Here is a 21,767-nt window from a genome sequence, read left to right as displayed (position 1 = left end):
ACTCCATGCTTTTGGCAGCCAAAGTCAATGGGTTTAAGCGCCAAACTCCATGCTTTTTTCCACGAACCCTGTAACATGATGAACAAGCTATGTGAATAACGTTTTTGTCATGCCCGAACATAAAGCGTGACGAACACCCCCCTCATGCTCGTATTCAGTAAGCATTTAGTGAAGCTGTGGAGATAGAATGGTGTGATGGAACAAGCAAAAAGGCACGTCAAATCAGTGCCTTTTTGCCTTTTTAAAAGGTGTCGAGAAGGCGGTTGCTGCCGTCTTTCAAATCGTTAATTTCTAAATCCAATCGATACAAATGGAAGGGCAAGTCTTAATGAGCTGTGCCAATATTCCCAGTTGTGAACACCATTGCGAATGCGAAGTTCGCTTTTGAGGCCTGCTTTGCTGCAGAGCTGGTGAAGATTAAAAGAGTCTCCCACATCGGGATCATCATCTCCACAATCGAAGAACCAGCGTACTGTGCGCAGCTGTTGCTTTGTTGCTTCATTTGCATTCAACATGAAATCAATTGCAGAGTGGTCACGAACCGATTTGCATACATAGTATAACTTGTCCTTCCCATGCGGGGCAACTTCTGGTTCTTTGGTGTCCAACCAGGCACTCATGGCAAAAGACGATGAGAAAAGCTCGGGATGATGCTGGCAGTACACGGTGCTGGCACCTCCGCCCATCGAAAGTCCCATAATGGCTCGGTGTCCTTTGTCGGTATAGGTATGATACTTTTTCTCTACGGTAGGCATCAGTTCGGTAAAAAAGAACGTTTCATAGTTCCAGCCAGGCATGTTGTAGTAGCCATTCCACTGATTTCTTGCATCCGGGTGTCCTGCGTTAGGCATGATAATAACCATGGGTACAGCCTCTTGGGCTTTAATCAATTCATCTGCAACCTCTCTCATGTTTGCTTTCATAGCCCAGTCTTTATAGGTGCCATACAGACCATGCAGCAAGTAAACGATGGGATACTTTTGTGATGCTGGCTCATAACCTGTGGGCAGATAGACGTTGTATTTTATCGTACTATTCAGCAGCTTACTGTGTATGCTGTCGGTAATTACTTTACCAGCCCATAACGGAACACTCATCCAAAAGATAAAAAATAATAAAAATAACTTTTTCATTGTTATGTTGTTTAAAATAGTAATTTCTGGCAGAATCATTTGGTTGCGGGCAAATGCAAAGGTTGTCAGTAGCTATTGATGCTATGCAAAGGTATATAATTTTTTATTTTCCAGATAGGAAGGATTGATAAAAATAGCGAGTTTATGGTTTTTTCTCGCTGCGTTTACTTACAGTGATTCTGTTGCGGTGTGGAGCAGGGGATGGCTATGGATATTCATTATAGCCAGAATCTTTGCAAATCCCAAAATTGGACAAGAGGAAATTAAGTGTAAGTGCAAGCAAATACAATTAAAAAAACAAATAAAAGCCTGGTATCCTAACAAGTTGCTGTGTGTTTTTGATGTGGCAGCGCTCGCCGCGTTAATTTCAATTAAATGACATAGAAAAACGGGAAAAGTGCGGCAGATGTGGATTTTTATTGCTAAATTTGCACGCAATAAATTTTTAAATAAGGTACCTAAATATGTCATCATTTGTTGCAGATAAAATTATGATGGACGGTCTTACCTTCGATGACGTCCTGTTAGTTCCCGCTTATTCTGAAGTTTTGCCCAAGGAGGTTCAGTTGAAAACCAAATTCTCTCGTCACATCGAGATGAACGCTCCTTTCGTGTCGGCCGCCATGGATACCGTCACCGAATCGGCCATGGCCATCGCTATCGCACGCGAGGGAGGCATCGGCGTGATACACAAAAACATGTCGATTGAGGAACAGGCGCACCAGGTGGCTATCGTGAAGCGTGCCGAGAACGGCATGATTTACGACCCGGTGACCATCCGTCGTGGCAAGACCGTGCGGGATGCCCTGGAAATGATGCGCAGCTATCACATCGGAGGTATTCCTGTTGTTGATGAGGACGGGCATCTGGTTGGCATCGTGACCAACCGCGACCTGCGTTTTGAGCGTCGGTTGGACAAGGCCATCGACGAGGTGATGACACATGAGAATCTGGTGACTACGCATGCCAGAACCGACTTGGCTGCGGCTGCACAAATCTTGCAGGAACATAAAATAGAGAAGTTGCCGGTGGTGGACGCCAACAACAAATTGGTGGGATTGATTACTTACAAGGACATCACCAAGGCCAAGGACAAACCCATGGCTTGCAAGGACGAGAAAGGGCGTCTGCGTGTGGCTGCCGGTGTGGGCGTAACGGCCGATACCATGGAACGTTTGGAAGCATTGGTGGCAGCAGGTGCCGATGCCGTGGTTATTGATACGGCCCATGGTCATTCCAAGGGCGTGATAGAAAAGTTGCGTGAGGCCAAGGCTGCCTTCCCCAATATCGATATCGTTGTGGGTAACGTGGCGACAGCTGCCGCAGCCAAGTTGCTGGTGGACAATGGTGCCGATGCCGTGAAGGTGGGTATTGGGCCTGGCTCGATTTGTACTACTCGTGTGGTGGCCGGTGTGGGCGTTCCACAGTTGTCTGCCGTTTATGACGTGTTCTCCGTACTGAAAGACACGGACGTTCCGTTGATTGCTGATGGCGGTCTGCGCTATTCGGGCGACGTGGTGAAGGCCTTGGCGGCTGGTGGCAGTTCGGTGATGGTGGGTTCGTTGGTGGCAGGTACCGAGGAAAGTCCTGGCGAGACCATCATTTTCAACGGTCGTAAGTTTAAGAGCTACCGCGGCATGGGCAGTCTGGAGGCGATGGAACAGAAGAACGGATCGAAAGACCGCTATTTCCAAGCAGACACCACGGATGCCAAGAAGCTGGTACCGGAAGGTATCGCCGGTCGTGTGCCTTACAAGGGAACCGTTCAGGAGGTGATTTATCAGTTGATGGGTGGCTTGCGTTCCGGCATGGGTTATTGCGGTGCGGCAACCATTGAAGAATTGCATCATGCGAAGTTTGTGCGCATCACCAACGCAGGTGTTTTGGAAAGTCATCCGCACGACATCTCCATCACCAGTGAGGCTCCCAACTACAGCCGGCCGGAATAAACGGTTTTGCGGGAGTTCCCGGTGAAGACAGAATAGCATCGAGACATGAAAAAAATGAAAAAGCTTTTGACCATCATGCTCTGCTGTAGCAGCATGGCTCTGGCACAGCAGACCGATCCTGTCGTGATGACCATCAACGGTCAGCCCATCACGCGTTCGGAATTTGAATATTCTTACAACAAGAACAATGCGGAAGGCGTAATCGACAAGAAGACCGTTGACGAATATGTTGACTTGTTCATCAACTATAAGTTGAAGGTGATGGCCGCCCAGGCTGCCAAAATGGATACGGCTCGCTCGTTCAAGACAGAGTTTGCTACCTATCGCGACCAGCAAATCAGGCCAGCCATGATTACGGATGCCGATGTAGAGCAGCGCGCTCGTGAGATTTACAGAGAAAGCCAGCAGCGTGTTGACGGTGTGGGCGGACTGGTAAAACCGGCACACATTTTGTTTGGTATTCGCCAGACCGATGGTGAGGACAAGAAGAACCAGGCGAAGCAGCGTGCCGATTCGGTTTACAATGCCCTGCTGAAGGGAGCCGACTTTGCTGCATTGGCGCGACAACTATCAGATGACAGAGGCTCAGCCGAGCAGGGTGGCGAACTGCCATGGATAGAGAAAGGGCAGACGCTGAAAGAGTTTGAAGACATGGCTTTCTCCCTACGCAAGGGCGAACTCAGTAAACCTTTCCTTTCTCCCGCCGGTTATCACATCGTGTTGTTGAAGGACAAAGGCAAATTCTTCCCATACGATTCGTTGCGAACCAGCATTTTGCGGTTCATCGAGCAGCGGGGCATTCGCGAGCAAATCATCTCGCAAAAGATAGAAACCTTAGCCAAGGCTGCCGGACCTAACGTGACTGCGGACGAGGTGCTGGCCAAGAAGTGCGCTGAAATGGTGGCGAAAGATTCAAACTTGAAATATCTCATTCAGGAGTATCACGACGGACTGTTGCTCTTTGAAATCAGCAGTAAAGAGTTTTGGTCCAAGGCGCAGAGCGATGAAAGGGGCCAGGCTGACTATTTTAAGAAAAACAAGAAAAAGTATAAGTGGGAGCAACCCAGATTCAAGGGCATCGCCTACTATACAAAAGATAAAAAAGACGTGAAGGCTGTGCGGAAGGTAGTGAAACAACTGCCGTTTGACCAATGGACGGAAAAACTGCACAGTACATTCAATAATGACAGCATCTTGCGCATCAAAGTAGAAAAGGGTATCTTCAAGGCGGGTGATAATTCGCTGGTAGACAGGAATGTCTTTGGGAAGAAGGTGCTGCTGAAGCTCGAGAAAGATTATCCATACGCCGCCACCTACGGCAAAAAACTCAAGGCCCCCAAAGACTATCGGGACGTGAAAGCACAAGTGGTTGCTGACTATCAAGATGAACTGGAGAAGCAATGGGTGGAGAGGCTTCGCAAACAATATGCCGTGACCGTGAACCGCAGCGTGCTCGCTACGGTGAACAAGCATTGAGGTTTGGCGATGGTGTAAACAGACAATACAAGAAACATGAATAAAACTTTTAACGTAGGCTGTGCCCTTTTGGCACTCACGGTTGTGTTGGGAATCAGTGCCCGACCGCATGGCTCTGCTGCCGTTCAGCCCATGGCCGACTCTACAAATGTGGAGCAGCGTGCCCCCGAGTCGAGTGTCATAGACGAGGTGATATGGGTGGTTGGCGATGAACCCATCATGAAATCGGATGTGGAAATGTCACGTTTGCAAGCTGAGGCTGAGGGCATCAAGTTCAAGAGGAACCCCGATTTTGCCATTCCAGAACAAATTGCCGTTCAGAAGTTGTTCTTGCATCAGGCTGAATTGGACTCTGTGAAGGTGCAGGAATCGCAGGTCACCGCAAACATTGAGCGACAAATCAATCGATGGATTGAAATGGCAGGTGGTTCGGTTGAGCGATTGGAGCAGTATCGTGGACAATCTATTGCCCAAATGCGGTCACAGTTGCGCGATGATTTTCGCAACAACTTGCTCGTGCAAAGCATGCAGGAAAAACTGGTGGAGGATGTGAAGGTGACTCCCTCTGACGTGCGTGCCTATTTCAAAAACCTGCCGGAAGACAGTATTCCCTTTGTGCCAACAGAGGTGGAAGTAGAGATTATCACCCGTACACCGCGAATCTTACCCGAGGAAATCAATCGGGTGAAGGACGAATTGCGTAACTATACCGAGCGTGTAACCAAGGGTGAAACCACCTTTGCCACCTTGGCGCGTCTTTATTCAGAAGACCCAGGTTCTGCTCGCCAGGGAGGTGAAATGGATTACACAGGACGTGGCATGCTCGACCCGGCATTCGCCAACGTTGCCTTCAACCTAACTGATCCGAAAAAGATTTCGAAGATTGTAGAGACGGAGTTTGGTTTTCACATCATTCAGTTGGTTGACAAGCGTGGTGATAAAATCAAGGTTCGCCACATCTTGATCAAACCGAAGGTTACTGATGAAGAGGTGAACAAAACACTCATGCGACTTGATTCCGTTGCTACGCAGCTCCGCAAAGACAGCTTTTATATAAAAGATGAGAAAATGTCATTTGGTGACGTGGCAACGTTCATTTCGGATGACAAAGATACCCGTAACAACAGAGGGTTGATGGCTTTTGTGGATCCAATGACCGGAAGTTTGTCTTCAAGATTCCAGATGAAAGACTTGCCCACGGAAGTGGCCCGAGTGGTAGAAGGTATGAAGGTGGGCGATGTGTCCAAACCTTTTAGAATGATTAACAAGCGTGGTAAGACCGTTTGCGCCTTTGTCCGGCTGCGCAATCGTATCGATGGACATCGTGCCACGATAACAGAAGACTATCAGGTGATGCAGAACATCGTGTTGGCTAAGGAGCGACAAGACTTCATCCACAATTGGGTGGTCAATAAAATTAAGAAAACGTATGTGCGGATGAAAGACCGCTACAAGACGGGTGAATACGAATACGAAGGTTGGGTTAGATGATCAATCGAACAGGTAAATTACTTTCAAAGGGCGGGCATAGAATCAGGTTCATCGTGAGTCTATGCCTGTTTGGACTTTGTATGGCACAGGTTCTTCCTGCTCAGCGCAACAAGAAAAAAACGCAAAAGAAAGATCGCGTAGAACTCTTGCATGCGGATGAGTTGCGCTATGACCTGTATGGACCTAACCCCGAAGCGCAGATACTCAAGGGACATGTGTCGTTTAGACATCAAGGTGCCAGGCTAACCTGTGACAGTGCTTACTTCTATGAGGCCGACAACTCCATGCAGGCTTTCGGACATGTACGTTTCCGCCAAGGCGACACTCTCTCACTGACAGCTGACCGAGCAGATTATGATGGGCAAGAACAAGTGATGCGGGCCAGGAAGAATGTGGTGCTGAAACACCGCAGACAAATCTTGCGCACCGACAGTCTGGACTATGACCGATTGTACAAGAATGCTTATTTCTTTGAAGGTGGAACGCTGATTGATGGAAAAGACCGACTGGTTTCCGACTGGGGTGAATACAACACCGAGACCAGACAGGCTGTGTTTTACTATAACGTGAAACTCAAGAGCCCCGAACGAGTCGTCACCACAGATACGCTGCATTATGACACCAAGAAATCAATTGCCCATGTGCTGGGTCCATCCAAGATAACCACCAAGTCGAGTGTGGTTGAGACCAAAGATGCATTTTTCCACACCAAGAGCGATCAGGCGCAGTTGTATGGCAGGTCCACCATCGTGGATGGAGAGAAAACCATTACGGGCGACAGTCTGTTCTATGACAGTCGTACAGGCGACAGCCATGGCAACGGCAACGTGGTGTTCGTGGATAAGAAAAATAGGAATTCGTTGATGGCCAACTATCTTCAGTACAATGAAAAGACGGGACAAGGCGTGGCTACCGACAGCGCATTGGTCATCGACTATTCACAAAAGGACACGTTGTACATGCATGGTGATACGTTGAAGTTGTTTACCTTTCATATCGACACCGACTCCATGTATCGTAAGGTGCATGCATATCATAAGGTAAGGGTGTACCGAAAAGACCTTCAGGCGGTATGCGACTCGTTGGTGTTCAGTACGGAGGACTCGTGCATGACCATGTATCAAGATCCCATCATCTGGAACAATAATCGTCAGCTTCTGGGGGAACAGATTCATTTGTATATGAACGACAGTACCATTCGTGAGGCGCACGTCATTGGACAGGCATTGTCGATAGAACAGGCTGACCAGAAAGATCATTATAATCAATTGTCATCGAAAGAAATGCACGCTTACTTCACCGATGGTAACATCCGAAGGACGATTGCTGTGAGCAATGTGCTGTCGGTGTTCTACCCCGTTGATGATAAGGACAGCTCTTTGGTAATGATGAATTATCTGGAAACAGATACGATGAAAATGTATTTTGCCGACCACCGACAGTTGGAAAAGATATGGACACCCAAGGCGGTGGGCACCTCTTATCCGATGTCGCAGATACCAGCCAATAAGGAACGCTTGCCCGACTTTGCCTGGTTTGCGGATATCAGACCGAAGGATAAGGATGATGTCTTCCGTTGGCGAGGGAAAGAAGGAGGCAATAAGCTGAAGTATGTGCCACGACAGCAAGCTCCGCTGCAACGATTGAACCGAAAGAAAGGAGCAACGCCATGAGTTTCTTTCAACAACCAAAGCCGCGAGGTTTTCAGCATCAGTATCTCTATGTGGACGAACGAAAAGAACGTTTGAAGGCGATGGAGCGCAGGGCGAAGGCTGCGTTGGGCCAACAAGAAAAGCAAACTTATGATGCTGAAGCGCAGTTGAAGGGGACTATCAATCGCTCTACCCATCATGCCCACCGAAGGAAACCCCTTTCGGTTGCCACCGTGTTGCTGCAAGCACTGTTCGTTGTATTGCTGGCGTTTGTTGTGCTGTGGTTGCTCATTCAACTGAAGGGGCTGCCCGTATAGAAAAAAAAGGAGAAAAAACCAGGAGAATGAAGGACGTTATACAACTTTTACCCGACATCGTAGCCAATCAGATAGCCGCTGGTGAAGTGATTCAGCGCCCCGCAAGTGTCATCAAAGAGCTTGTGGAGAATGCCGTTGATGCCGACGCCAAGGAAATCAACATTCTTGTTGAGGACGCTGGAAGGACTTCCATCCAAGTGATTGATGACGGAAAAGGTATGTCTGGCACGGATGCTCGCTTGTCATTTGAGCGCCATGCCACGTCCAAAATCCGCAAGGCCGACGATTTGTTCGCCTTGCAAACCATGGGCTTTCGTGGTGAAGCCCTGGCATCCATCGCTGCAGTGGCACAAATAGAATTGAAGACGCGGCGGGAAGAAGATGAGCTGGGTACTCATTTGTCTATCGCCGGCTCTAAGTTTACGGGACAAGAACCTTGTTCATGTCCGGTAGGCAGTAATTTCATGGTTGCCAATTTGTTCTATAACGTTCCAGCTCGTCGCCGTTTTCTCAAATCAAACACCACAGAACTCAACCATATCATCTCGGCTTTCGAGCGCATTGCCTTGGTCAATCCACAGTTGGCCTTTACCTTGTACAGCAATGGCTCGGAGTTGTTTAACCTCCGTTCTGGAGGATTGAAACAAAGAATTGTAGATATTTTTGGCAAACGCATCAATCAAGACCTGCTGCCATTGGGCGTGGAGACGTCGATGTGTAAGCTGAGTGGTTTTGTCGGCAAGCCAGAATCGTCCAAGAAAAAAGGAGCGCATCAGTATTTCTTCGTCAACAACCGCTACATGCGGCATCCTTATTTCCACAAGGCCGTGATGAACGCCTTTGAGCGATTGGTGCCGCAAGGCGAGCAGGTTCCTTATTTCATTTACTTCGAAGTGAAGGCGCAGGATATCGATGTCAACATCCATCCCACCAAGACTGAAATCAAGTTTGAGAACGAACAGGCCATCTTCCAAATCCTGTTCGCAGCCGTGAGAGAAGCTGTAGGACTTTTCAATGATGTGCCATCCATCGAATTTGACACGCAGGGACAGCCCGACATTCCCGTCTATACGCCAGGAAACGATGGTGCGGTGGTTCCAAAGGTGAACTACAATCCGCAATACAATCCATTCAAAGGTGGGGAATCCGCTTCCAAGCCGTCGGCAGACCATTGGGAACAGCTCTACGACAGCATCAGTCAACCGCCCACCATGCCCAATGTTTTTGACCAGAATGCTAATAATGGGGAAGGCAGCGATGACGAACTGGTGGAAGACAAATCTCCTATACATTATCAATATAAGGGTCAGTACATCATGACAGCCGTCAAGTCGGGATTGATGATGATAGACCAGCACCGCGCGCACGTCAGGGTGTTGTACGAACGATATTTGCAGCAAATCAAAAACCAGAAAGCCTATCCGCAGAAAATGCTGTTCCCCGAGTTGATTGAATTCTCTCCATCCGAAGCGATGAACTTTGCCAAGCTCAAGCCAGAGTTTGTCGCCATGGGCTTCGAGTTTACTGACATGGGCAATCATGATTATGCCATTCAGGCTGTTCCATCAGGGATTGAAGGACTGGATGCCGTCCAACTGATACACGACATGCTGGTGTCTGCCAAGGAGAAAGATTCCAGCGCGGTAGAAGAAGTACATCGGGCTTTGGCCTTGAGCTTGGCACGAAGTGCAGCCTTGCCAACGGGACAAGTGCTGAATAATGATGAGATGGAAAACTTGGTCAACAGTCTGTTCAGGTGTCAAAATGTAAATTATACTCCTGATGGTAAATCTATCCTACACATCCTCCAACAGTCTGAAATAGAACGTTTATTCGATTCATAAAGGCCTAAAATAGACTTGAATTATTAAAAAAGTTGTTTTTTTTCATCAAAAAGGTTGATTTATGGGAGAAAAGTGATGATATTTAATTTTTATTATTATCTTTGTCCACGATTAGCACTATATGCTATCTTGTTTAAGAATATTTTTTGATTGTTTAATAAATAAAGGTTATGAGAAAATTTTTAATCGTTTTGGCATTTGCCGGCGTTTCTATGTGCTCAATGGCACAAGACGCAGACCCTACGTTGAAGCATAGCGTAGCAACCAACTCTTTCTGGAGTAACTGGTTTATCCAGGTAGGTGGTGAGTGGAATGCTTGGTATTCAAGCGAAGAACATGGAAATGGTTTGGATAGAAGTCCATTCAAAGATTTCCGTTCTAGCCCCGCTGCATCAATAGCTGTAGGTAAGTGGTTTACACCTGGCCTCGGTCTCCGCACAAAGTTGCAGGGTGTTTGGGGTAAGACTGTTTATGCTGACAAGGCTGGAAAGCCAGTAGGAGATGATAACAAGTATTGGATTTTGAACGAGCATGCATTGTTCAACTTGAGCAACATGCTTTGTGGTTACAATCCAAATCGTGTTTGGAACTTCATTCCATTCGCAGGTGCTGGCTTTGGCCGCACAATGACACACAACTTGTATGCTATGGACTTGAGCGTTGGTATCTTGAATACATTCCGTTTGGGTCAACACGTAGCTCTTCACTTAGAGGCAGGTTGGAACCGTTTGGAAACCGATATCGACGGTGGTACCGAAAAGTCAATTGGTAATCGCGGATGGGATTCGCACGACAACAACTTCTATGGCGAGCTTGGTTTGACCTTCAACTTGGGTAAGGCTTCATGGGATCGCGTTCCTGATGTTGATGCTATCAAGGCTTTGTCACAGTCACAGATTGACGCTCTCAATGCACAGCTCAATGACGCTAATGCGGAGAACGCTCGTTTGAAGGACATGTTGGCTAACCAGAAGCCAGCTGAAACTCCAGCTACTGTTAAGGAATTCGTTACAACTCCTGTATCTGTATTCTTCAACATCAACAAGACCAACATCGCTTCTCAGAAGGATCTCGTAAACGTACAGGCTGTTGCTAAGTATGCTAAGGAGAACAACTCTCGCTTGATGGTTAACGGTTATGCTGACAGCGCAACTGGTAAGCCTAAGTACAACCAGTGGTTGTCAGAAGAGCGTGCCAAGACAGTTGCTAACGAGCTTGTTAAGATGGGCGTAAGCCGCGACAACATCTCTACCAAGGGTAACGGTGGTGTTGATGAGCTTTCTCCAATCTCATTCAACCGTCGTGCTACTGTTCAGGTTTCTGAGTAATTTATTTGAATCTTATTTCATATAAGATATTACATCATGAGAGAGGTGTTTCACGAGATGGAACGCCTCTCTTTTTGCTTTTATACACACTCGGCTGAGGCTATCTTGTTTATTTCCAAATAGAAAGAATCATGGTTAACGGTTTGTCTTCCCTACGTTATTGGTTCAAGCGGAGCACGGTTTTCATGCGTCGTTTCACACATTCGCAGGGCTTTGGCATACAGTCGCCGTCGGCTTATCGGTTTGACAGAGAGGTCATCAATGCGCATTATTCTTATGATGCTTACACTGATTTGAAGCAAGCATTCCCGCGGCAAGACCGGTTGACGCTGAAGCTGGCACGCCTGTACTTTCGCATAGCCCATGCGACACAGGCCAGGCAGTGGGCGCTGTGTACGCATCAAAATGATGTTTACTGCGCTTATGTCCAGGCAGGATGCCGCACGGCCAGCCTCGTTGATGTCCATGAAGTAGGTGAGGTGGACAAGGTTGCGGCGTCAGACGTGTTGGTAACGGCCATGGAGGATGACCGATGGCCGATGTGCGAAGCCTTTGTTAGTAGGGCGCACGAGCGTTCGATACTCATCGTTGAGGGAATTTACGCCTCTAAAAAGGCTAAAGTGCGCTGGAAAGAGCTGGTCAACGACGCACGTACCGGGGTGGCCTTTGATCTCTATGATTGCGGAATCATTTTCTTCGATCATACCAAAAGCAAACAAGTCTATATCATCAATTTCTAAAGGGCGGTTCTATGAATTAGCTTTTTCAGATTGCGAGTCTGTTTTTGTGTTCAATTTGTTTGTGATTGAAGGAGTATAGCGGGCTATACGACTGAACGAACAAGCAAATTGAACTAAAAAGAGACCGCAAGATGACAAAACGTAAACCGACCAACATACAAAAAACTTTACGGCGGTAATTTATAGAACCGTCCTAAATATCAGATGCAATGAAAATATATACAAAGACCGGCGACAAGGGGTCTACGGCACTCATTGGCGGTGCCAGGGTGAAGAAAGATGACCTGCGCATTGAAACGTACGGAACGTTGGACGAACTCAATGCGCATCTTGGTGTGTTAGATACCTTGCTGACCGATGCTGCTGACAAGTCTTTCGTTCAGCGCATACAGTCCAACTTGTTCGTCATCGGCAGTTATCTGGCCTGCGATTCGCAGCATCCGGCTCAGGCCAATCATTATCGCTTACAGCCAGATGAGGTGAACGAGCTGGAACAAGAGATTGACCGAATGACGCAAGCCTTGCCGCCCCAGAAAACATTTTTGTTGCCAGGTGGATGTCCTGCCAGCGCGCAGGCTCATGTGTGCAGAACCGTGTGTCGACGTGCAGAACGGCGCATGGTTTCGTTGAACGAAGCACATCCCATACAGTTGGAAATCCTCGCTTTTGTGAATCGACTGTCCGATTATTTGTTTGTCTTGGCCAGAAAAATCAACTTTAATGAGAATGTAATGGAAAAAAAGTGGGAACTTTCTTGGTGATTATAGAAAAATCATTATTTTTGCACGCAAAATGATTAACATCTAATTTTGATAAACTATGTATTGGACACTTGAACTAGCTTCTAAACTTGAAGATGCACCTTGGCCTGCAACGAAAGATGAGCTGATTGACTATGCCATCCGCTCGGGTGCTCCACTGGAAGTGCTGGAGAATTTGCAGGAAATAGAGGATGAGGGAGATGTTTATGACAGTATCGAAGATATTTGGCCCGATTATCCTACCAAAGAAGATTTCCTGTTTAACGAAGACGAATACTAAAGCCATCAGGCTGGCTATTTTGTGAATGTAAATAAGGCTTTACTGAAAAAGTAAAGGCCAGAAGTACCCAAGGGCAGTAAACCTGCTCTTGGGCTTTCTTTTTTCGGCAAGACGTGAGCCAATTCTGGTCGGATGAATATTCAAAAGATGAGCAAAAAAATGCCCCAGACTCATTTCATGCAGGTGAGCGTCAACGGGGCATCTGCGAGGCATAGAATAGGAATTTTTCTTGACACCTTGCCTCTTCATATTTGGCGTGTAGATAATCAACCCGCCTCGTGGACGTAAATACGCCAAGCATGAGCGACTTTTGTATCTTGTTCATACACAGCTGTTTATATGTTTTCGGTGTTGTTATGCAGCCTCGTTTTCTGCTTTTTACCCGCCAAAAGCAGGTGTTAACGGCTGATATTGACATGCTTTTAACGCCCAACAGCGTGTAGGTAGCGGGTCAAAAGGATGCTTCTTGCTGGATAAACTCATTGCTTTTATTTGGTATGGTGTTTTTTCTTGTCCAATCATCTCTCATTTGCATCCTCCCAGCCTATTGTTTTTCTCTATATTGAAAGTTTTCAAGTGCCATTTTTAGGGCGTTATTTGGTAAAAAATATCAACGAAAGACACTACTCGAGATTTCATTAACTCATGAGCAACCTCAACTCTGACTGACAGTGCCGCGTATATTTTGCCACCATTGCATCAAAAAACTTGCAGAAATCATCTGCCATACAAAATGTTTCAGTAACTTTGTCCTCGGTGATTATAGCGATTTTTGTTTGTAATTGTTTGTAACACAACACCTTAAAGGTATAACAAATTTCGCTAATCACCAAATTTATAGACACTTATAATTATCGAACTCACGTTAATATAAAGTTCAGATGGAATAGAATGATAGAACTCAACCATTTTTCTCATTAACTATATAGAACTCTTGTTCTCAATTATACTAACAATAAAATTAGGCTATGCGAAAGATATTTTTTGTTTTGGTTATGTTATTGCAATCCATATTCTTGCATGCATATGTAGTAAAAGGATTTGTGGTTGACGAAAAGGGTAAACCGATACGGAAAGCCTTGGTTATCGGACGTAACAGTATGAAGAAGGTGGTTGTCGGGGTTGAAACCGACCCATCGGGGAAGTTTTCATCGGCAAACGTTACCGATTCTATATTGGCAATCGAAATATCGAAAGAGGATTATACCACGGTCTACATCAGGATATCTGGTACTGACGGTGAGTTTGTAGATTTGGGTACAATAGAACTTAAACCCATGGAAGTGAGTTTAGGAGAGGTTGTTGTCACTGCCCAAACGGTCATTCAAAAGCCGGACAGGTATATCATCATCCCGTCAAGAAAGGAGTTGGATCGGGCAGCCAACGGTTTGTCACTGTTGAGCGACATGCAATATAAAATGCCGGGACTGACGGTGAACGAGTCCTTGCAATCGGTTCAGGTGGATAATGCGACACCTGTTTTTAAGATTAACGGAAGACCGTGTAGCCTAAGTCATTTCTTGGCGTTAAACCCGCAACGTATCTTACGTATTGAATACCATGACAATCCTGACGTAAGATATGAAAACCGCAGGGTGATTAATGTGATACTCAATCCGAGAGGTGATGGGGGATCGGTCATCGCCAATGTGCTGACAGGGGCTAATGCAGGTTTTCTCAATGGCAATATTGGTTTGGGGTATTATCGCAAGAAATCCGTATGGGAACTCAATTATAGCACCAACTGGAGAGATTACGATGAGAGGGAAATAAACTCTTCCAGTGAGTTTATCGGACGGAATGCCCCAGTCTTGAGAGAAAGAAACGGAATACCCGGCGACTTCCGCTACTGGTGGAATACGATATCATTGGGTTATACCTATATGCATGATCCTAATACGGTTTTTGCGGCAAAGGCCGGTTTTGGAATTGAGAATCAAAAGATGGATGAAGATTCATGGAACACGCAGCAATACATGGGTAACCTGTCACAATATCAGAACCTGACGCACAAAAAATTGAAATACAGTTCACCCAGTATCGATTTGTTCTTTAGGAAGCAGATAGACGAGACACAATATATTGAAGCCAATGTGTATGGCATATATGGGTCGGGCGATTATAACCGTCGATACATCAACTTATATCAAAGTTCGTTGCCCGATGATTCCGTACTGTCGCTAACAAACGATAAGTCGTGGCGTTTAACTGCCGATATTATGTATTCTAAAACCCTCAAGAACCTTGTCGCAGCCTTGGGAATCAAGGAGTATTATAACAGTACCGACAACGAACAGACAGAGAATGGGATTTTAGGTAAGGGTAAAATCACTCAGAACAGGCTGTCGATGTATGGTCAACTCCAGGGAAAAATCAAGCGTTTGGGTTACAGTCTAAGTGCTATTGGCATTTACAATCATGCCAACAACAACTCGTACAAGACAGATGCTGTAAGGCTGAAATCAAACATCGTTGCCAATTATCCGCTATCACAACGTCTGACGTTGAATTATCTGCTGATGCTCGAACCGTCGTTGCCGTCAGTTACGCAGCAGTCTGCCTTGATACAAAGGGTTGACGACATTACCATCCGGCAGGGTAACCCAGACCTGAAACCGTCTTCCTATATTAGGAACAGGGTGTATGTACGATATGCCGATAAACGTTTTACGGGTTCCTTGTGGGCTTCTTACAGCAGGACACAGAAGCCTATCTACTACGCTTATAGCTATATCAGTGATGTTTCAAGTCCGTATTATGACATGTTTATGAGTCGCCCTGTTAACGGACAGCACGACGACCAATTCAATCTTGAGTTGAACTTAGCGGCACAAGAACTTTTCGGGTTTGCGACAGTATGGGGGAACGTAGGTTGGAATAATTTGCATATCACCATGACGGATAAGAGTTATGTCAGGAATCGGCTGTACGCATCCCTGAATGGGGCGTTGTCTTTCGGAAATTGGCTCATAACTGCTATGTATCAGATACAGCCCGACTATAATTTGTCAGGAAACTCATACAGCACAAAGGATAGGTGGAACACAGTCAAGGTCCAGTATAAGCATAAGAACTGGCTCTTTTCACTTACAGGGGTGGACATGTTCACAAAGCGAGGCAGTGTTTATGAGAATATCGTCGTATCAGACGTCCATCCCGAAGAATACAGCCAATGTATCAGGGACAATGCTAATATGCTGTTGTTGGGCGTGAGTTATAGACTTGATTTTGGCAAGAAACGAAACAATACCAAACGTTCCTTGAACAATGAGGGAATAGAACGAGGAATTGATATTAATTATTAAAAGCGAGTTTTGAAAAAATTTAAATTGTTTTGGCAAATGGAGAGTACAGACTGTGGAGCCGTATGCTTGCAGATGCTCTGTGCATTCTATGGAAAGCCTATTTCGCTACAATATATAAAAGAGGGTCTTAGCATATCTCGTATTGGCATAACAATCAGAGATGTTAAGACTAGAGCAACCGAATTAGGCGTTTGTACATATTATTTTAAGTAACTTTTACGGAAACTTCACGTGCTATATCGATTTTAATTCGTAATTTTGTCGCCTAAGACAAGATTGTAGATATGACACTGGATGCATTGACTGCCATCTCACCGATAGATGGACGTTATAGGAACAAGACGGTTGCCTTGGCCGATTATTTTTCTGAGTACGCACTTATTCGTTATCGTGTACGCGTTGAGGTGGAATATTTCATCGCGTTATGCGAGTTGCCCTTGCCGCAGTTGGCATCGTTCGACACCGCGCTGTTCAGTCGTTTGCGGGATGTTTACCGCCATTTTGATGAAACATCCGCCCAGCGTGTCAAGGATATCGAGCGTACGACCAACCATGACGTCAAGGCCGTGGAGTATTTCCTGAAGGAAGAATTTGACAAGATTGGCGGACTGGACGCTTACAAGGAATTCATCCATTTTGGCTTAACGTCGCAAGATATCAATAACACCAGTGTACCACTGTCTATCAAAGAGGCTCTGGCTGAGGTCGTTGTTCCGCAGGTGGAAGAGCTGATTGGTCAGTTGGAGCAATACGCGGAACAATGGAACGATGTTCCCATGTTGGCCAAAACGCACGGTCAGCCTGCGTCGCCAACCCGCTTGGGTAAAGAAATCATGGTGTTCGCCTACCGCCTGCGCGAGCAGTTGGAACAGTTGAAAGCCTGCAAGATGAGTGCGAAGTTTGGCGGGGCAACCGGCAATTACAATGCGCATCATGTAGCTTATCCGTCCATCGATTGGAAAGTATTTGGCAACCGTTTCGTAGAAGAAGCGCTCGGACTGCACCGTGAACAGTTTACCACCCAAATCAGTAATTACGATAACATGGGGGCAGTGTTTGATGCCATCCGCCGTATCAACACCATCATCATCGACTTGGACAGAGATTTCTGGATGTATATCTCGATGGAATATTTCAAACAGCAAATCAAGGCTGGCGAAGTAGGATCGAGTGCCATGCCTCACAAGGTGAATCCCATTGACTTTGAAAACAGTGAGGGCAACTTAGGTATGTCCAACTGTATTCTGCAATTCTTGGCGCAGAAGCTGCCTGTGAGCAGGTTGCAGCGCGACTTGACGGATTCTACCGTCTTGCGTAACGTGGGCGTTCCATTGGGACACACCGTCATCGCCATTCAAAGTACGCTGAAAGGACTTCGCAAGCTCATCTTGAACGAAGACCGACTTAGTGAGGATTTGGACAATACATGGGCTGTCGTGGCAGAGGCCATTCAGACCATTCTTCGCCGAGAGGCTTATCCACATCCTTACGAGGCATTGAAAGCCCTGACGCGCACCAATCAGAAAATGACCGAACAAACCATTCACGAATTCGTGCAAGGACTGAATGTCAGCGATGAGGTGAAAGCCGAATTGATGGCCATTACACCTCACAACTATACAGGCGTATAATAGGCTCGTTGAGAAAATATGAAGGCTACATGTGATAGCGTGAAATCAAAATAATAAGTAGTTATATATATAATAAGGTAGAAAGTAACAAAAATGATTTTAAAGGGATGGCTCGCTCGGTGCTGGTCATCTCCATTCGAGAAAGTAGAAATAAGGCCGTGAGGCTTATGGTAAAATAAGAAAAAGAATTAGAATTATGGATTCAGAATTAAACAAAAATCTTCAAGAACAATCATCAGCACAGCGCGATTCAGCTCGGGAGGGCTACGAAAATCACGCAGACAACAATCAACGCGACTATCATGGCGGAGGAGAGCGGACACGTCGTCCCCGAATCCAAAGTCAACGAACATACAGCAGTAATCGCCCAGAGCGATTAAACCAAGCAGGGGGCTTCCGTCCTGAAGGATTTGGAAGCAATTTGCAGACCAATGAGGAGGGTGGCGCACAGCAACGTGCTTATCGTCCCCGCTTCAATCAGCATGGTGAGCAAGGCGGTTATCGTCCCCGTTATCGCAGTGAGGGTTACCAACCTCGCCAGCAGGGCGGTTATCGTCCGCGCTACAACAACGATGGTGAGGGCGGCTATCAACCTCGTCAGCAGGGTGGGTATCGTCCCCGTTATAACAATGAGGGCGAAGGTGGCTACCAACCTCGTCAGCAGGGTGGCTATCGTCCACGTTACAACAACGATGGCAAAGGCGGCTATCAACCCCGTCAGCAGGGCGGTTATCGTCCACGTTACAACGACGATGGCGAAGGTGGGTATCAACCTCGTCAGCAGGGTGGCTACAATCGGGGTGGCTACGGCAATAGGGGCAGACAGCAGTATGGCGGCTACAACAATCGTGGTGGCTATCGTCAGCGTACGCCCGATTACGATCCCAATGCCAAGTATAGCTTGAAGAAGCGCATTGAATACAGTGAACAGCATGTAGACCCCACCGTACCCGTTCGTCTGAATAAGTTTTTGGCGAATGCCGGTGTGTGCAGTCGTCGCGAGGCCGATGAGTTCATCCAGGCCGGTGTGGTCAAGGTAAACGGCGAAGTGGTGACAGAGTTGGGAACCAAGGTCATGCGTACCGATGAGGTGGTGTTCCATGATCAACCGGTATCTCTGGAAAAGAAAGTTTATGTGTTGCTCAACAAGCCGAAGGACTACGTCACCACCAGCGATGATCCGCAGCAGCGTAAGACGGTGATGGATTTGGTGAAGAACGTGTGTCCCGAGCGCATCTATCCGGTTGGACGTCTGGACCGCAACACCACGGGTGTGCTGTTGCTGACGAACGATGGTGACCTGGCCAGCAAACTGACCCACCCCAAGTATTTAAAGAAAAAGGTGTACCATGTGTTCCTGGACAAGAATGTGACGGCTCACGACATGCAAAAGATAGCAGAAGGTATCGAGCTGGAAGACGGAGAGGTGCATGCAGATGCCATTGAGTATGCGCATGAAACCGATAAAAACCAGGTGGGCATCGAGATTCACAGTGGTAAGAATCGTATCGTTCGTCGCATCTTCGAGAGTCTGGGCTATCGCGTCATCAAGTTGGATCGCGTTCAGTTCGCTGGCTTGACCAAGAAAAACCTTCGCCGAGGCGACTGGCGGTTCTTGACAGAAGAAGAGGTGAACATACTTCGCATGGGGGCTTTTGAGTAGTTGAGATATATAGTTGACAAGTTGACAAGTTGACAAGTTGACAAGTTGATGGTTCTATAATGTCGCTTTATAATCGACAGCGAATGACAACAAGCCACGGTATTAACTTGTAAACTTGTGAACTCGTAAACTCGTAAACTCGTAGACAGTTCTATAATGTCGCCCTATAATCGATAGCGAATGACAACAACTCATCGGTATTAACTTGTAAACTCGTAAACTCGTGAACTCGTTGACAGTTCTATAATATCGCCCTATAATCGACAGCGAATGACAACAAGCCACGGTATTAACTTGTAAACTTGTGAACTCGTAAACTCGTTGACAGTTCTATAATATCGCCCTATAATCGACTGTGAATGAATGACAAAACTTCGGTATTAACTTGTGAACTCGTAAACTTGTCAACTCGTAAACTAAAAAAAATACAAACAATGAAACGTACAAAAGTTGTTGATGTTCTGAAGAGCACCGACTTTGGAAAAGAAGTGGTGGTAAAGGGATGGGTGCGCACCCATCGCAGTAGTAAGGCCGTTGATTTTATTGCCTTGAACGACGGCTCTACCATCAAGAATATACAGATTGTTGTTGATCCGTCAAAGATCAATGCCGATACGTTGAAGAGTATTACAACAGGCGCTTGCCTCTGTGTTACCGGTACCTTGGTAGAGAGCCAAGGCAAGGGACAGAGCGTGGAAATCCAATGCCAGGACATCGAGGTCTATGGCTTGTGTGGTAGCGACTATCCCATGCAGAAGAAAGGACAGTCGTTTGAGTACATGCGTCAGCATGCTCACATGCGCCTGCGCACAAACACCTTTGGCGCCGTGATGCGCATCCGCCACAATATGGCCTTCGCCATCCATCAATATTTCCACGAACATGGATTCTTCTATTTCCACACACCCTTGATTACAGCCTCAGACGCTGAAGGCGCTGGCGAGATGTTTCAAGTGACCACGCAGAACCTCAATGATTTGAAAAAGGGAGAAGATGGAAAGGTAAGCTACGAAGATGATTTCTTTGGTAAGATGACCAGCCTCACGGTGAGCGGACAGTTGGAAGGTGAGTTGGGAGCCACGGCTTTGGGACAGATTTATACCTTCGGGCCTACGTTCCGAGCCGAGAATTCAAACACGCCGCGTCACTTGGCTGAGTTCTGGATGATTGAACCAGAGATTGCTTTCATCGCCTTGCCCGACTTGATGGATCTCGAGGAAGACTTTATTAAATACTGTGTACGATGGGCCTTGGACAACTGCAAGGACGATCTTGATTTCCTCAATTCGATGATCGACAAAACCTTGCTGGAACGGTTGCAGGGCGTTTTGAAGAATGATTTCGTGCGATTGACTTATACAGACGGTATCAAGATTTTGGAAGAGGCGGCTGCCAACGGACATAAATTTGAGTTCCCTGTATCATGGGGAATGGACTTGGCCAGTGAGCATGAACGTTTCTTGGTAGAACACCACTTTAAGAAGCCAGTTATCATGTACGACTATCCCAAGGAGATCAAGGCCTTCTACATGAAAATTAACGAGGATGGCAAGACCGTTCAAGGTACCGATGTGCTATTCCCACAGATAGGAGAAATCATCGGTGGCTCGGTGAGAGAGGAAAGTCTTGAGAAACTGACTTCTGAAATCGAACGTCGCCATATTCCGATGAAAGATATGTGGTGGTATCTCGACACGCGTAAATACGGCACATGTCCGCATGGAGGCTTTGGTCTGGGCTTCGAACGCCTAATCCTCTTCGTGACCGGCATGCAGAACATTCGGGATGTTATCCCATTCCCGCGTACACCGAAGAATGCGGAATTCTAATGATGCCAATCCATGCGCCATGGATGAAATTGAATCAGCCATGGCGTAGTGGGGCGTCAGCCTTCCGTGAAACTGGTGTTCATCTTAACTTCATTTTCAGGTAAAACAAGAAAACAACTAACCTATTCTGTGAAATTTATATATAATTTGTGAACATTACAATACCATTTCAATTATGTAATCACATTCTGTTATGCGGAAATGTAAATATAACTGACGGATTCTGCTTCATAAAATAGGCTTGAATAAAAATTTTGACTAAATTAAAAAAAAGATGCATTTTATTTGTTTGTTCTAATATTTATCTATATATTTGCACCAAAATAATTTGCCTGAAATACGGTTACTATGTACATAAATGACGTTTA

The 21,767-nt window shown here is 46.3% G+C and carries 17 protein-coding genes and 1 pseudogene; 15 read left to right on the top strand and 3 right to left on the bottom strand.

All coding sequences use genetic code 11. From position 1 onward, the window contains the following. Window positions 1-284: 284 nt before the first annotated feature. Window positions 285-1,133 carry an alpha/beta hydrolase gene (locus tag HMPREF0650_RS06110; protein WP_004349222.1) on the bottom strand — a complete coding sequence of 283 codons (849 nt, stop codon included), beginning with the start codon at window positions 1,131-1,133 and terminating at the stop codon, window positions 285-287. Window positions 1,134-1,597: 464 nt separating this feature from the next. On the opposite strand from HMPREF0650_RS06110, the gene guaB reads away from it, so the two are divergent. The 10 genes from guaB (at window position 1,598) to HMPREF0650_RS06055 (ending at window position 12,971) form a co-directional block, all read left to right on the top strand. Beyond that, window positions 1,598-3,082, top strand: a complete 1,485-nt coding sequence (gene guaB / locus HMPREF0650_RS06100) for an IMP dehydrogenase (protein WP_004349220.1) — start codon at window positions 1,598-1,600, stop codon at window positions 3,080-3,082. A gap of 45 nt (window positions 3,083-3,127) precedes the next feature. Continuing rightward, the gene (locus tag HMPREF0650_RS06095) at window positions 3,128-4,558 is read left to right on the top strand and encodes a foldase protein PrsA (protein ID WP_004349218.1); all 1,431 of its coding nucleotides are present in this window, start codon (window positions 3,128-3,130) and stop codon (window positions 4,556-4,558) included. 36 nt (window positions 4,559-4,594) lie between these two features. After that, complete coding sequence (locus tag HMPREF0650_RS06090; RefSeq protein WP_004349216.1) at window positions 4,595-6,049, top strand: peptidylprolyl isomerase; 1,455 nt, start codon at window positions 4,595-4,597, stop codon at window positions 6,047-6,049. Then, the gene (locus HMPREF0650_RS06085; RefSeq protein WP_040562650.1) at window positions 6,046-7,722 is read left to right on the top strand and encodes an OstA-like protein; all 1,677 of its coding nucleotides are present in this window, start codon (window positions 6,046-6,048) and stop codon (window positions 7,720-7,722) included. The genes HMPREF0650_RS06090 and HMPREF0650_RS06085 overlap by 4 nt, the downstream gene beginning before the upstream one ends. Further along, window positions 7,719-8,018 (top strand): hypothetical protein, encoded by a 300-nt coding sequence (locus tag HMPREF0650_RS06080; protein WP_004349212.1) that lies wholly within the window; start codon window positions 7,719-7,721, stop codon window positions 8,016-8,018. The genes HMPREF0650_RS06085 and HMPREF0650_RS06080 overlap by 4 nt, the downstream gene beginning before the upstream one ends. Window positions 8,019-8,044: 26 nt before the next feature. Beyond that, window positions 8,045-9,862 carry a DNA mismatch repair endonuclease MutL gene (gene mutL / locus HMPREF0650_RS06075; protein ID WP_004349210.1) on the top strand — a complete coding sequence of 606 codons (1,818 nt, stop codon included), beginning with the start codon at window positions 8,045-8,047 and terminating at the stop codon, window positions 9,860-9,862. Window positions 9,863-10,032: 170 nt separating this feature from the next. Further along, window positions 10,033-11,190, top strand: coding sequence for an OmpA family protein (locus HMPREF0650_RS06070; RefSeq protein ID WP_004349208.1), 1,158 nt, complete (start codon window positions 10,033-10,035; stop codon window positions 11,188-11,190). A gap of 131 nt (window positions 11,191-11,321) precedes the next feature. Next, the gene (locus HMPREF0650_RS06065) at window positions 11,322-11,930 is read left to right on the top strand and encodes a hypothetical protein (protein WP_004349206.1); all 609 of its coding nucleotides are present in this window, start codon (window positions 11,322-11,324) and stop codon (window positions 11,928-11,930) included. 209 nt (window positions 11,931-12,139) lie between these two features. Continuing rightward, entirely contained in the window at window positions 12,140-12,691 is a 552-nt protein-coding gene (locus tag HMPREF0650_RS06060) for a cob(I)yrinic acid a,c-diamide adenosyltransferase (protein WP_004349204.1), read from the top strand. A 58-nt stretch (window positions 12,692-12,749) separates the two neighbouring features. Next, window positions 12,750-12,971, top strand: coding sequence for a DUF2795 domain-containing protein (locus tag HMPREF0650_RS06055; protein WP_004349202.1), 222 nt, complete (start codon window positions 12,750-12,752; stop codon window positions 12,969-12,971). A gap of 190 nt (window positions 12,972-13,161) precedes the next feature. Here the strand turns inward: HMPREF0650_RS06055 and HMPREF0650_RS13650 are convergent, their stop codons facing one another. After that, on the bottom strand, window positions 13,162-13,296 hold the full coding sequence (locus HMPREF0650_RS13650) for a hypothetical protein (RefSeq protein WP_260107729.1): 135 nt from the start codon (window positions 13,294-13,296) through the stop codon (window positions 13,162-13,164). A 352-nt stretch (window positions 13,297-13,648) separates the two neighbouring features. Continuing rightward, a pseudogene (locus tag HMPREF0650_RS13795) lies at window positions 13,649-13,735 on the bottom strand (transposase); the annotation flags it as partial. 279 nt (window positions 13,736-14,014) lie between these two features. Between HMPREF0650_RS13795 and HMPREF0650_RS06050 the strand changes: the two are divergent. From HMPREF0650_RS06050 to asnS, 5 genes are all read left to right on the top strand, one after another. Then, entirely contained in the window at window positions 14,015-16,276 is a 2,262-nt protein-coding gene (locus HMPREF0650_RS06050) for a TonB-dependent receptor (RefSeq protein ID WP_245543466.1), read from the top strand. A 9-nt stretch (window positions 16,277-16,285) separates the two neighbouring features. Beyond that, window positions 16,286-16,489: a cysteine peptidase family C39 domain-containing protein gene (locus HMPREF0650_RS13740; RefSeq protein ID WP_162013125.1), complete on the top strand. Its 204-nt coding sequence runs from the start codon at window positions 16,286-16,288 to the stop codon at window positions 16,487-16,489. Window positions 16,490-16,560: 71 nt separating this feature from the next. Then, window positions 16,561-17,907, top strand: a complete 1,347-nt coding sequence (gene purB, locus HMPREF0650_RS06045) for an adenylosuccinate lyase (RefSeq protein WP_004349198.1) — start codon at window positions 16,561-16,563, stop codon at window positions 17,905-17,907. A gap of 196 nt (window positions 17,908-18,103) precedes the next feature. Beyond that, the gene (locus HMPREF0650_RS06040) at window positions 18,104-19,570 is read left to right on the top strand and encodes a pseudouridine synthase (protein WP_004349196.1); all 1,467 of its coding nucleotides are present in this window, start codon (window positions 18,104-18,106) and stop codon (window positions 19,568-19,570) included. Window positions 19,571-20,004: 434 nt separating this feature from the next. Continuing rightward, a complete protein-coding gene (gene asnS / locus HMPREF0650_RS06035; RefSeq protein ID WP_040562645.1) occupies window positions 20,005-21,399 on the top strand; it encodes an asparagine--tRNA ligase in 1,395 nt (464 codons plus the stop codon). Window positions 21,400-21,767: the final 368 nt, after the last annotated feature.

The sequence above is a fragment of the Hoylesella buccalis ATCC 35310 genome, assembly GCF_000177075.1.
GTDB classification, from domain to species: domain Bacteria; phylum Bacteroidota; class Bacteroidia; order Bacteroidales; family Bacteroidaceae; genus Prevotella; species Prevotella buccalis.
The sequence above is the reverse complement of the archived record's forward strand: the minus strand, read 5'-3'. Positions and strand labels throughout refer to the sequence as shown.

Coding starts and splice junctions, on each gene's coding strand:
- HMPREF0650_RS06085 (WP_040562650.1), top strand. CDS start 6,046: ATGATCAATCGAACAGGTAAATTACTTTCAAAGGGCGGGCATAGAATC.
- HMPREF0650_RS06055 (WP_004349202.1), top strand. CDS start 12,750: ATGTATTGGACACTTGAACTAGCTTCTAAACTTGAAGATGCACCTTGG.
- HMPREF0650_RS06095 (WP_004349218.1), top strand. CDS start 3,128: ATGAAAAAAATGAAAAAGCTTTTGACCATCATGCTCTGCTGTAGCAGC.
- mutL (WP_004349210.1), top strand. CDS start 8,045: ATGAAGGACGTTATACAACTTTTACCCGACATCGTAGCCAATCAGATA.
- HMPREF0650_RS06040 (WP_004349196.1), top strand. CDS start 18,104: ATGGATTCAGAATTAAACAAAAATCTTCAAGAACAATCATCAGCACAG.
- HMPREF0650_RS06070 (WP_004349208.1), top strand. CDS start 10,033: ATGAGAAAATTTTTAATCGTTTTGGCATTTGCCGGCGTTTCTATGTGC.
- HMPREF0650_RS06110 (WP_004349222.1), bottom strand. CDS start 1,133: ATGAAAAAGTTATTTTTATTATTTTTTATCTTTTGGATGAGTGTTCCG.
- HMPREF0650_RS06080 (WP_004349212.1), top strand. CDS start 7,719: ATGAGTTTCTTTCAACAACCAAAGCCGCGAGGTTTTCAGCATCAGTAT.
- purB (WP_004349198.1), top strand. CDS start 16,561: ATGACACTGGATGCATTGACTGCCATCTCACCGATAGATGGACGTTAT.
- HMPREF0650_RS06090 (WP_004349216.1), top strand. CDS start 4,595: ATGAATAAAACTTTTAACGTAGGCTGTGCCCTTTTGGCACTCACGGTT.
- HMPREF0650_RS06060 (WP_004349204.1), top strand. CDS start 12,140: ATGAAAATATATACAAAGACCGGCGACAAGGGGTCTACGGCACTCATT.
- asnS (WP_040562645.1), top strand. CDS start 20,005: ATGAAACGTACAAAAGTTGTTGATGTTCTGAAGAGCACCGACTTTGGA.
- HMPREF0650_RS13650 (WP_260107729.1), bottom strand. CDS start 13,296: ATGAACAAGATACAAAAGTCGCTCATGCTTGGCGTATTTACGTCCACG.
- guaB (WP_004349220.1), top strand. CDS start 1,598: ATGTCATCATTTGTTGCAGATAAAATTATGATGGACGGTCTTACCTTC.
- HMPREF0650_RS06065 (WP_004349206.1), top strand. CDS start 11,322: ATGGTTAACGGTTTGTCTTCCCTACGTTATTGGTTCAAGCGGAGCACG.